The 12,583-nt window shown below is 69.3% G+C and carries 8 protein-coding genes; all 8 read left to right on the top strand.

Annotated elements, in window-relative coordinates; translation table 11 throughout:
• Positions 1 to 107: 107 nt before the first annotated feature.
• Entirely contained in the window at positions 108 to 1,076 is a 969-nt protein-coding gene (locus ACKTTN_RS07615; protein WP_407909265.1) for an AfsR/SARP family transcriptional regulator, read from the top strand.
• A 366-nt stretch (positions 1,077 to 1,442) separates the two neighbouring features.
• A complete protein-coding gene (locus ACKTTN_RS07610) occupies positions 1,443 to 1,790 on the top strand; it encodes a hypothetical protein (RefSeq protein WP_407909264.1) in 348 nt (115 codons plus the stop codon).
• Positions 1,787 to 7,027 (top strand): N-acetylmuramoyl-L-alanine amidase, encoded by a 5,241-nt coding sequence (locus tag ACKTTN_RS07605; RefSeq protein ID WP_407909263.1) that lies wholly within the window; start codon positions 1,787 to 1,789, stop codon positions 7,025 to 7,027. The genes ACKTTN_RS07610 and ACKTTN_RS07605 overlap by 4 nt, the downstream gene beginning before the upstream one ends.
• 9 nt (positions 7,028 to 7,036) lie before the next feature.
• Positions 7,037 to 8,032 carry a hypothetical protein gene (locus ACKTTN_RS07600; protein WP_407909262.1) on the top strand — a complete coding sequence of 332 codons (996 nt, stop codon included), beginning with the start codon at positions 7,037 to 7,039 and terminating at the stop codon, positions 8,030 to 8,032.
• The gene (locus tag ACKTTN_RS07595; RefSeq protein WP_407909261.1) at positions 8,032 to 8,310 is read left to right on the top strand and encodes a hypothetical protein; all 279 of its coding nucleotides are present in this window, start codon (positions 8,032 to 8,034) and stop codon (positions 8,308 to 8,310) included. The genes ACKTTN_RS07600 and ACKTTN_RS07595 overlap by 1 nt, the downstream gene beginning before the upstream one ends.
• Positions 8,307 to 9,074, top strand: coding sequence for a hypothetical protein (locus ACKTTN_RS07590; RefSeq protein WP_407909260.1), 768 nt, complete (start codon positions 8,307 to 8,309; stop codon positions 9,072 to 9,074). Before ACKTTN_RS07595 ends, ACKTTN_RS07590 begins: the two co-directional genes overlap by 4 nt.
• Complete coding sequence (locus ACKTTN_RS07585) at positions 9,074 to 10,504, top strand: S8 family peptidase (RefSeq protein ID WP_407909259.1); 1,431 nt, start codon at positions 9,074 to 9,076, stop codon at positions 10,502 to 10,504. The genes ACKTTN_RS07590 and ACKTTN_RS07585 overlap by 1 nt, the downstream gene beginning before the upstream one ends.
• Before the next feature lie 17 nt (positions 10,505 to 10,521).
• Positions 10,522 to 12,552 carry a hypothetical protein gene (locus tag ACKTTN_RS07580; RefSeq protein WP_407909258.1) on the top strand — a complete coding sequence of 677 codons (2,031 nt, stop codon included), beginning with the start codon at positions 10,522 to 10,524 and terminating at the stop codon, positions 12,550 to 12,552.
• Positions 12,553 to 12,583: the final 31 nt, after the last annotated feature.

Raw genomic sequence — 12,583 nt, 5'->3', positions numbered from 1 at the left:
CGCGCGATTGCATCGCGTCGCGATCGGGTGCGTGATCGCGTCGTGATCGATCCGGCGCGCAGCGCCGACCGCGCCGGCAGGACGCCGGTCATGGCGAGGGCACGCCGATGCTGCGCATTTCCCTGTTCGGTTCGATGGCGTTGGCCACCGGCCACGGCGGTACGCCGGAGGTCCAGGTCGCCGGGCGCAGCGCCAGCCTGCTCGCCTACCTTGCGCTCGGCCACGGCCGCAGCTTCAGCCGCTCGGAACTGCTGGCCAGCCTGTGGCCCGACCCGGGCGCCAGCGCATCCACCGGCTCGTTCAACACCGCGCTGTGGCGCTTGCGTCGCCTGCTGGAAACACCGCCGCTCGCGCACGGCAACCTCATCACCAGCGACCGCCGCGGTGCGATCGCGCTGTGCCCGCAGGCCGACGTGTGGCTCGACGTCACAGAGTTCGACCAGCTCGTCGAACCACGACTCGCGCGTGCGCCGGAGCGCCTGACCGACGACGACATCGACGCGCTCGAGCGCGGCGTGCGCCTGTACAAGGCCGACCTGCTGGTCGAGCTGTCGGACGACTGGGCGTTGCGCGCGCGCGAGCGCTATCGCCGCAACTTCCTGAATGCGCTTTACCGCCTGATGCAGATCGTCAGCATTCGCCGGCAGTATGTCGATGCGATCGCCTACGCGCAGCGGATCCTCGATCACGATCCGCTTCGCGAGGACGTCCATCGCGATCTCATGCAGCTGTTCGTCGCAAGCGGGCAGCGCGCGCTCGCGCTGCGGCAGTTCGAACATTGCCGTGACCTGCTGCGTCGCGAACTGGCGATCCAGCCGATGCGCGAGACGCAGGCGCTGTACCGGCGCATCGCCGACAGTGCGGTCGGCTTGCAGGCTCCCGACGTGCCGATGTCGGAGCAGAGACGACGCGCCACCGACGGCGTGATGCCGTACACGGGCGCTACGCCGCTCCTGATCGACGCTGCACCCCAGAGCGGCGCCGGCATGGAGCCGCTCGACCTGCTGCAGGGCGCCCGTGCGCACCTGGCGGCTGCGGACGCACAACTGCAACTGAGCCTGCGCCTGCTGAACTGACCGGTCAGACGCGCGTCCCATTGCCGCGCACTGGAGTGCACCGGGCGCAACGTCTCGCCTCCGAGGCGCCCCGATTGCCGCGCATCACCAGGTTGCCGCGCATCACCCATCGTCGATGGTGAAGCACGCGCATCTCGACGACCGCGTCCGACGACTGCCGCTTTCACGCGCCGCAGGGCCGTTTCGCTCGCCCGCCAACCGCTCGCCCCTCGCGCCTTCCGGTCGTCACGGCGCGGCGGCGATTCCGTGCGCGCGCCGACATCACGTGCGTCACCGCCCGGCGTGACCCGGGCGTGATCCAGCGGTGATCCGGTGGTGATGTCGCGGGCGCAGCGTCGGCCTACACGCTTCAGTCGGAGCTCCGTGATGGCCCTGCTCGAAGACCGCACTGCCGTTTTCATCGTTCGCGTGTGGTGCGAGCGCGGCGATGGCGATGCCGCGATCACCGAATGGCGCGGCTCGGTCGAGCACATCCAGAGCGGGCAGCGCGCGTTCTTCCGCAACCTCGAAGCGGTGCTCGACTTCGTGCGTCCGCACCTCGAAGGCATCGGCATCGACGCGCAGCAGCGTTTCTGGGAGCGCATTTCATCGGCGCTGGACGAACCGCCGCCGGCGTCGCCCGTCGCCATCCCGATTCCGTCGGCCGACGCGACCAGCGCGCACGAGCCGAGCGCCCCTTCCCCTGTCGTCCTGCAAGCCAGGAGTCCGTCATGACCCGCATCCGTGCCAATCGCGAATCGATCGACGATCGCTTCAGCGTGCTCGGGTTCACCGTCAACGCCGACCAGCCGCTGTACGAGATCGGCCTGGCGACCGACCCGGAGCTGTTCAAGCCGGAAAACCGGTCGCGCCGCAGCGCGGGCAACTTCTACGCGACGCCGCTGCAGAGCGCGCGCCCGCGCAGCGATGCGGTGTACCTCGTGCCGCCGTCGGTGGTGGCGCGTTTCGTGGGCCAGCCGCGCCTATATTTCGGCGTTGCGACGTATGCGGACAACGACCGCAGCAAGCCGACCAGCGTGCGTCGTCCGGACGGCGGCACCATGTATGTGAGCCTGCGCGGCCTCACCGAGCGCGGCCTGCGACGGGGCGTTCGCAATGGCAACGGCGGCGGCACCGGCAGCAGCTACGGCACGCCGTCGCCGTCGCCGACCTGGGGCGGTGACGCGGTCACCGACACGCCCGCGACGCCGGCGAAGAGCGGCAATGGCAACGGGAGCAGCGCGGCCGCGACGCCGGCGCCGTACAACGACGGCTATTCCGACGAGTTGTGGCGGCAGGCGCACCCCGGCGCTAACGCGCCTTCCGCGACGCCGGCAACGCCCACCACTCCTGCAGCGACGTCCGCGACGCCCGCCGCTCCCGCGCCCACCACCACCGCGCCGGCGACGTCGCAAGCGCTTCGTTACAACGGCAACGGACAGGCGCACCCGCGTGCGGCCTACGACGACGGCTTCGGCGCGATGCCATCCCAGCAACGCACGTCGCGCGCGGCGCCGCCCCGCACACCGACCGCGCGCGAGCTGCGCGTCGTTTCGAGCTACTACAACCCCAGCGACCTGTTCGACGCACTGCGCACGCAGATCGGCTTCTTCGCCGCCAGCGCGCAATGGTGGGCGGGCGTCGACAACACCACGGTGATGCCGCACAGCGCGATCTGCCAGGCGCGCCGCGTTGACGGCAGCGACGAGGGCGCGCAGCACGGCACCGCGTTCTTCATCGCACCCAACCTGCTGCTCACGGCCGCGCACGTGGTCGACGGACAGAGCGAACTCATCATCGTGCCCGGCAAGAACGGCGCCAGCGCGGCCGGTGCGAACGAACCGTTCGGGCGCTTCCGCGTGTCGGCCGCCGACATGGTCAAGCATCCGTCCTACGTGTCGTCCAGCCGCGACTTCGACATGGCGTTGATCCGCGTGCCGTCGGCGAACGCCTCGCCGAACTATTTCGACCTGGTCGAGGAATTGACGCAGTCGCGGCCCGAAGGCGTGGTGGTATGCGGTTATGCCGCGTATTCGGATCCGCAGGGCCTCATCGACAGCTTCGTCAACGCGACCATCGACGCCGACAAGCAGCACCTGCATGGTGGCTACATCCGTTCGTTGCCCAGCGACGAAACGTTCGACTACGACCTGCAGTCGCTCGGCGGCACCAGCGGCTCGCCCGTCTACTACATCGAGAGCGGCGACGCGCCGCGCACCCACATGGTCGGCGTGCACGTTGCGGGCGCGAGCGACACCACCAACCTCGGCTGCCGCATCACGCCCGCCAAGCTCGCGTGGATCCGCCAGCAGGCGGCGGCGTGGAGCCAGTCGCTCACGTTCTCGCTCGGCGCACGCGCGCTGTCCGACGACACTACATCCGCCGACGACAGCAGCTTCGACGACGTCGACACCTACAGCCACGAGTCCGAGCCGGTCGAACCCGAGTTCGCCGAAACGCAGTCGGTGCGCGCCCGCACGCGCGCCTTCACCGCGCCCACGCCCGACTACCCGGGCGCGAGCCGCTTCGTCCCCGCGCACGCGCGCAACTTCCACACCGGGCGCCGCCGCGGCGCGGTGATCGACCGCATCGTCATCCACATCACCGCGGGCGGGCCGAACATCAACGGCACCATCAGCTGGTTCCAGGACGGTGAGCGGCGCGACCCCAAGACCGGGCAACAGGCCGGCCCGAGCAGCGCGCATTACATCGTCGGCCGCGATGGCGAGGTGGTGCAAATGGTGCGCAATGCCGACACCGCGTACCACGCGTCGAGCGCGAACAGCCGCAGCATCGGCATCGAACACAACGCGAACAAGCCGTACCGGCTCAATCGTCGCGACCTGCCGCCAACCATGGAGCAGTACGAGGCGTCCGCGCACCTGGTGGCCTGGCTCGCCGCGCAGTACGGCATTCCGCTGGACCGCGAACACATCGTGGGCCATAGCGAAGCCACGCCCGCCGACCAGCACGACTGCCCGTCGTCGTACTGGGACTGGGATACGTACATGCAGTGCGTGCAACTCGCCGCGCAGGCGTTGTCGCAGAACAGCTCGACCGGCGCGGTGCCGGTGACGTCGCAGGGCCTGCGCAGCCGCGCACCGGTTCGCACATATGGCGCGAATCCCGCGCATTTCAGCTGGCCCGCCGGCCTCGCCGATCCCGGCCAGTATGTGCAGGCGTTCACCAGCGAATACAACCAGCGCATCGACGACGGCGCGATGGGCGCACCGGCGCCGGACCCGACGCAGTACCGCTCGGGCGAAGACGCGGATTCGCGTGCACGCGCGCGCACCCGCCACGACATCCTCGACCGCCTCGGCCGCGACCTGCAGGACCCGACCGATCGCATGCTGTTGCAGCGCGACCTGCTGTCGCTCGCGACTGCAGTCGCCATGCAGGTGCTGGACCTCGTCGGCGATCGACTGCCGGCCATTCCCTACGCGCCGCTGGTGACCGATCCGAGCCAGCTGCCACCGGCGTCACGCGACTTCACCGTACCCACCTCGCTGCCGATGATCAGCCGTCGCATCGGCATGTTCCTGGCGTGGATCGATGCAGCGACGCAACTGGCGCACACCGACGTCGCCGAGCGCATCGCCGCGCATCGCCAGCAGTGGGACGAAATGAACGGGATGATCGGCGCCACCGGCACGATCATGGGCCTCGCGCCCGGGCTCGGCGAGGCGATGACGATCGTCCAGCTGGTCGTGCAGGCCGTGGTGCAGGCGGCGACGCCCGACTTCGACCGCCCGCAGACCGATCTCAACGCCGCGATGTCGACGATCCGTCGTGCCTATCGCGATCTGGCTTCGTCGTTGCTGCGCGGCCTAATCCTGTCCCGTTATCCGAACGCGCAGTACACGAACTTCCCGCTGCAATCGTCGCTCGAGCAGTTGATCGAGGAACACGCCGCGCATGCGCTGCGCGGCTGGCAGGACGAGCTGCGCTTCCTGGGCGTCGGCCTCGACACCATCGCGCAGTCGCTCGGTTCGAAAGCGTCGACGCGCGCGCGCAGCGCGTCGACGCCCGTTCGCGCGCAGGAACTGCTCACGCCGTACTACGACCCGTCCAGTCCCGCGTCCGCGCTGCAGTGCACGAACGATGCGTTCAGCCAGCAGCGCGAGGAGTGGTACGTCGGCGTCGAAGACACGTCCGCTTTCCCGCACTCCGCCATCTGCTACCTGCGCATGACCGCGCCGGACGGCACGGCCTACACCGGCACCGGCTTCTACATCGGCCGCAACCGCATCCTCACCTGCGCGCACAACCTGTACGGCATGAGCACGGTGCAGATCGTGCCCGGCCGCAACGGCGCGGGCACCACGCCGTTCGGTGAAGCGACGATCGACTCCACGCAGTGGCGCGTCGCGCCCCGCTACACGGGCGACGGCAACTGGGACAACGATCTCGCGGTGATCGACAACGCGCCGATCGAAGCGCCCAACGGTGCGTTCTTCCGCTTCATGCAGGCCACGCCGGCCAGCACCATGCCGCTGGCGGTGTGCGGCTATTCGTCCAGCTCCAACCTGCACCGCGACCTCGGCCCGGTCGCCGATCGCAACAAGCAGCACCTGCACGGTGGCCACGCGCAGGGCCAGGCCACGCCCGACACCATCGACTACGACATCCTCGCCGTCGCCGGCGCCAGCGGTTCGCCCGTGTACACCGTGCGCGACGAAGGCAACGGGCTGGAAGCGTTCGTCTGCGGCGTGCACGTCACCCGCGGGCCGATCGATCCGGGCACGGGCGGCACAAGCGTCAACCGGGCCTGTTTCATCACCCCGACCAAGATCGACTGGATCGAAGGCCGCGCCACCACGTTCGCGTATCGCGGCCCGCGTGCCATGTCCGATGACGGCGTCGAACACCACGTCGCACTCGTGCCCCAGCCCGACAAGAACGCCTGCTGGGCCGCGTCGATGGCGATGCTCAAGTCGTTCCGCAGCGACGCCTCGTTCGATCCCGAAGCCTTCGTGCGCGAAGCCGGCGGCTCGCTGGCGACGTCGTACGGCTGGGACCAGCTCGAACGCGTGCGTGATCACTACGGTTTCCGCGTGATCGACCAACCGTCGAACGCCAGCCTGTACCACACGCCGACGCAATGGGCGCAGTGGCTGCGCGATTTCGGTCCGCTATGGGTGGTGATCGTCGGCGCGCCGCATGCAGTCGTGCTCTCCGGCATCCGCGGCGATCTCAACAACGCATCGGCCGCCGAGGTGTACGTGCTCAATCCCTGGGACACGACCACCGCGTTCGACAACGACCCGGTCGCGTTCAATCCGCCGAACCGCGGCTTCGAAGGCTGGATGTCGTTCGAAGCCTTCGCCGCCGACTTCGGCAACATGGCGGAGGCCGATTACGGCAACTGGCGCGTGCTGCACCTGCCGGCAACCGCCGCGCAGTCGCAATCACTCGGCTTGCGTGGGCGCTACCGCCTCGCAGCACCGCCCGCACCGCGCACGCTCGGCGCGTCCGGCGACGCGCCCGAGCCGATCGAGCCCTCGCGGGTTCCGGGCACGCGCATGAGCGTGGTACGCGGCAGCGCTGGCGCGAGCCGCTGGGCACTCGACCAGCTGGAAGGCCGCAAGGCACCGCAGACGACCGCGCCGTCGGTGTCGTCGCTGCAGGCGACCGACGTCGTCATCGATCTCGGCGAATGGCCGGCGCTGGAAGGCCAGGCCGCACCGCTTCCACTGATCGTGCGTTTCCGTAGCGAGGCCGACGGTTCGGTGGGCAATGTGTCGATCACCACCGGCACGCCGACGCAACTCGGTTACGGCGTGGACGTGGTCGCGCGCATCGACGACGCGCCGGACGCCGATGGCGTCGCCGCGCTGAAGGTCGGCATCGACGTGCGCTTCAGCGGGCTTGCCCAGGGTGCACCGTGTGCACGCATCGACCTGCGGCTGCTCGGCAACGGTCGTTACGAGCGCAGCAACCGCTGGATCGATACGAGCCTCGCGGCCTGAGTCGCCTCCATGTCCGCGCGCCCTCCCTTCAATGGAACGCCAGCCCGCGGCGGGATCTTCCCGCCCGGGATGACGCGCGACGCACGCGGCCGCATCGCGCCGTCGTACGCGCTGGCCGATGGCGATGCGCCGACACCGGCGCCTGCCGCGCCGCCCAAGCCGCAGGCCACCGACACCATCGCGCGACGCGGCGGCGCGATGGTCGACGAGATCGATTTCCCCGGCTTCGTCGCGCAGCTGGTGCACGGCACGTTCGACGCGATCGTCGATGCGTCGATCCGGCAGATGGAAAGCTATTCGGAACTGGTCAGCGCCTGCGCGAAGACGGTCGAGGAGTTCACCGAAGCCAACGTCACGCCGAACCAGGCGCGCGACTGGCTCGCCACGCGTTATCCGGGCGACGTCACGCTGTTGCTGCCCGACGGCAGCGAGCGCACGGAACCGCAGGTCGCGCCGCGCGCCGAAGGCCTGTCGCCCGTGTGGCTGTCGGACTACGGGATCGAAGGCGAGGAACTCACGACGGAACTGCTCGAACAGCAGGTCGTGCCGCAGGTGCGCCGCAACATCGGCGGCGAACGCCACCAGCTGCTGTCGACGATGGTGCTGATGGGCCTGAACCGCGTCGCCGTGCGCGACGGCAGCATCAGCGCCAAGGTGATGTTCCGCGCCGCGGCACGCGACGCCGCCGGCGTGCAGTACGCGACCAGCAGCGATCCCAAGTCCGTCAACAACTGGGGCGAGCGCGGTGCGGCGAGCTATTCCGGGCAGAGCTCGACCATGGTGTCGACGCTGGCCGTGAACGCGCAGAACGAGTCCAGCGTGCGCGCCGATCTCTTCGGCGAGGTGAAGCTCAACTTCGTCAGCGAAACGATGCCGCTCGACAAACTCGTCGAGCCGGCGAAGGCCGCGGCCGTGCAACGCCACGCACCCGCGCTTCGCGCCGCAGCGCCGGCCGTCGCGACCGCACCGGCCATACCGGCCGCGCCCGCAGCGGGAGCCGCGTGATGCTGCGCGAACTCCACCAGCTGCTGGGCGATCTGCACGACGGCCTCAACGCGATCGAATCGCGCGGCGTGCGGCTGACCAACGTCGACATGACGTTGCCGCTGGAACTGCGCCCCGTGTTCCGCGACGGCGGCTGCGTGCTGCTGGCCGACGTGCCGCGGCAACGCGGCGTGGACGCATGGATCTCGAGCCCGTCGAAACTGGTGATCGGCTGGAGCGCCAACGGTGATGCGGCCACACGTAATGCACAGCATGCATCGACGGAGCACTCGTCATGAGCGCGCAGATGCCGCCGCTGGTGCAGGACTCGGGCGTTCCGTTCGACCTGTTCATCCAGGCGCTGACCGAACAGCTCGACAAGGCGCAGGCGTCCATGGCGATCAAGGCGCGCGTGGGCCGAATGCCGCTCACCTTCGCGGTCAAGGATGTGTCCATCGACCTTCGCGCATTCGTGCAGATGGTCGACGACGACGTGTACGTGCGCCCCGCCGGCCCCGGCGAGGCCGAAGCCAGCACGATCAAGCTCGCGCTCACGACGATCACCAAGGCGATGGTCGAAGAGAACGCGATCGACTTCAAAGCCGAAGACCCGAAGTTCAACCTCAAGGAAGCGCTTGGCGACCAGATCACCGACGACGACCAGCGTCGCCTCGAGCGGATCGGCGTGCGCACGATTACCCAGCTCAACGAACTCAAGGCGAGCGCCGGAACCGATGTCATCGCGCGCCTGTCGCGCATGCCGGTCAACCGCCTGCAGCAGGCGATGATGCGCGCCGCCGCGCCACGGGTGACGCGCGTGGAAAGCAACAGCCAGGGCGATCGGGTGCACATCACCGCGCCCGGCCTGCGTGCCGGACGCCTGCCGCTGGTGCGCGCCGCGGGCAGCGCGGTACCGGTGATCGCGGCCAGCGATGGCGAGATCGTGCTCGCGCCGATGGCGATGCAACTGGGTTGCGAAGCGGAAGTCGATTTCGGCGACGGCGAATCCGCGCGCGTGCACCTGCGCGAAGGCCAGCTCGGTCGTTGGGATGCACGGCCATGATGCCGCGCACCGTTCCGCGTCGCCTCCTGCTCACGCTGAAACTCGGCGAGATGCCCGAGCACGTGCCGGGTATCCGCGCCGTCTACGGTTATGGCACGCCGCAGGCCGACTACGTCGACGGCGGCGTGATCGATCGCATCCTGCGCCATCACGGCGGTGCCATGCGCGTCGCACGACTGCATAGCGCGCGCGTACGCCGCGCCGAACGCGACGTGGTCGGCGCGCATCGTTTCGACGACGCCGAGCAGCTCAGCGGCGTGGCGCGTGTGCTGCGCGTCGAGGTACGCGACGACGACAGCATGCCGGCACTGCTCGCCGCACTGGCGGAACTTCCCATGGTCGAACGCGTCGGCGCGGACTATCTCTGCCACGCGCCGTTCGATGTGCCGAACGTCGCCGAGGAGGCGCGCCGCACCGGCGCCGCGGCATGGGCGCACGACGCGATCCGGCTGTCGCCCGCGCTGCAGCTCGAACCCGGTGATCCCGCCGTGCTCATCGGCCTGGCCGACACCGGCGTCGCCATGCACCACGCCGAACTCGATACACGCGTGCGGGCTGGCTTCGACAGCGTCGACCTCGATCCGGATTCCGTCGGCGGGCTCACGCTGGTCGGTGATTACCGCCACCGCGGGCAGCGCCCCGACGACGACGTCGGCCATGGCAGTGGCTGCGCGGGCATCCTTGTCGCGCGCGGCGAGAGCATGCCCTCGGGCGGCGCGGGCCTGTGCGGGCTCACGCCGGTGCGCGTGCTCGGTGCTGCGGTGGGACCGGATGCGAAGCGCTTCGGCGTCGGCGCGCTCGACAACATCGACATGGGCATGAAGCGGTTGATCGACCTCGGCGTGAAGGTCATCAACATGAGTTTCGGCACGCCCGATTCGCAGCTCAGCGGCGACGCGCCGCGCCCGCACGAGGAAGTGATCCGCTATGCGCTCGCGCGCGGCGTGATCCTGGTGGCGGCGAGCGGCAATTCCGGTCTCGACGAGCGCTTCTATCCCGCCGCACACGACGGCGTGATCGCGGTCGGCGCGGTGGACCACGCGCTCAAGCCGGCATCGTTCAGCACGCGCGGCGCGCATGTCGCGCTGTGCGCGCCCGGGCGAGACATCGTCACCTGCGGCCTGGACGGTTACCAGAACGCGACCGGCACCAGCTTCGCCGCGCCCTACGTCACCGCGGTGTGCGCGCTGATGGCGTCGCGCGCGCAGCGTCGCGCATGGCCGTTGAGCGGCGACGACTGCAAGCGCCTGCTCATCGCCAGCGCGCGTCCGTTCGCACGGGCCGGCATTACTGGTTGCGGCCACGGCGTTCTCGACGCCGCCGCCGCGCTGCGTGCGCTCGACGACGACATCGACCAGCACCTGCGCGACGCCGACGCCGATGTCGACGGCACGTGGACCGAGCCTTCCCCCGCGCGTGTCGCGGCCTGACGTCCGAGGAGACTGCAATGGCGACCAAACGAACTGCGAAGAAGGCCGCGACCGGCAGAACCCGGCGCCCGACCGCGTCCGACACCGCCTCGAAGCACGCGAAGAAGGCCGGCGCGAAGACCGCGTCGCGCACGCACATCGACACGGCCATCAAGCCACCCGCCGCGCGCAAGACCAACGGCGCACGACGACCGGGCGCAACACCGACACCCGCGCCTCCACCTGCCGCCGCCGCGACAGGCACCTCGAGCAGCACCCACACACACCACGACGAGAGAACCGCCATGAACCGCATCCTGCTGGTCGATCTCGGCGAGCGCGAGCACAAGACCCGTGAGGAATTGCGCGGACGCAAGCTGAAGTTCGAATCGATCCTCGCCAACCACAACCTCGATGGCCTCACCACCGCGCAACAGCGCGAGTACGAGGCGATCAAGAAGACGCTCGCCAGCGACATCACCGCCGACCCGTTCTACCAGGTGCTCGCGGAGACGGTGACGCAGATCCCGTGGCGCCAGTTGTCCGACGGCAATGACTTCGTCCACGAGTACGGCCTGCTGGGCACGCAGCGCGTTCCGGCCAACCTGCTCAAGCCGCTCAAGGATGGCGAGCGCGAGTTGGCGGGCATCGCCGGCATCCTGCAGCTCGACAACCACGTCGAGGCGACGCGCGACAAGGCCAGCCTGGTGCGCGACATCAGCACTGCGCAGGGCGAATACCGCGCCAACCGCGCCCTGTTCGACGCCGCGTTCGCGCAGCTCTCGGGCCAGTACAAGGTGTCGCTGCAGTCGCAGATCGACGCGGGGCTGATCGACGCCGACATCATCGGCTGCGAGCGCCCGGGCGGAGATCCGGAGGATCGGCGCGACGCGTTCAGCACCGACGTGCCCTTCCGCCCGAGCGGCAGCGAAATCGTCTGCGCGCTGTCCGGGCGCAACGTCGCCGCGCTGGTGCGTCGCCTGGCGGCAACGGGTGTCACGGCCAACGATCCGTGGCTGACCAGCCGCATCCAGAACGGTTACGACATGCAGTCGGGCGTGATCGAAGGCGCACCGATCTCGTCGTCGGAAATCTCGTTGCCCGAGTTCGACGACGCCACCGACCAGGTCGCCGTGCGAGAGAACCTGCTCGGCGCGCAGGCCGTCGCGTTCGCGGCGAGCTGCGAAGACATGAACATGCCGCAGGTGGTCGAGAAGATCGTCGACCTGTTCCGCACCGGCCTGTTGCCGGTGAGCCGCGGCAAGGCCGGCGACTACCTCTACAGCTACCTCAAGAAGTCGGCCGAGCGCATGACGCAGAACGAGCGCCTGGACCTCTTCCGGCAGGTGCTGGGTCGCAACGAAGGCGATCCGTCGGTGCCCGGCAATACCGAGTTCAAGGAGCTGTGGCTGCGCTTCGTCGCCGCGGTGTCGTCGTTCGGCCGGCAGCTGTCGGTGGATCGCATGCTGCGCACGAACGTGCCGGTCGCGGTGTCGCAGGAGCAGGTGCGCAAGGCCGGCCGCGACGTGGCCGCCAACCTGTCCGTGCACAGCTTCGGCATCGTGCGTTTCGCCGCGGCCGAACTGCAGCAGACCATCCTCGAGTACCGCGACCTGCTGTCCGATGCCGAACTGCGCTCATGCTTCGGCGCGCGCGACATGTGGCAGGTCATGGACCAGGTCAACGCGAACTACCTGGGCGGCCCACGCAACACGCACCGCTATCGCACGCAGGCGCGCTCGTCGGCGGTGATCATCCGCTGGCTCGCGAACCACAGCGATCGCCTCGCGGGACGCTACGGCGAAGTGATCAGCGTCAACGCGCTGACCAATCCGCAGATGAGCGGCAGCGACCAGCCGATGGTCGACCCGAACGACTGGGACCTGGTGCAGGCCTGCGAGCAGTGGCTGGCGGTCGGCGGCGTGCAGGAAGCGAGCATCGAGCAGTACTCGCAGTCCACCGAATCGCCGGTGATCACCAGCCGCCCGATCGAAAGCAGCGGCAACGGCCTGCCGCCGGAAGCGCGCGCGGCGCTGGACCAGGCCGGCATCAGCCTGCCGGGCATGTGACCCGCGCGACCACGACGGACTCCGGAGAATC

This window comes from Lysobacter claricitrinus (assembly GCF_045866565.1).
Classification (GTDB): Bacteria; Pseudomonadota; Gammaproteobacteria; order Xanthomonadales; family Xanthomonadaceae; genus Cognatilysobacter; species Cognatilysobacter claricitrinus.
This window is presented reverse-complemented; position numbering and strand designations above follow the sequence as displayed.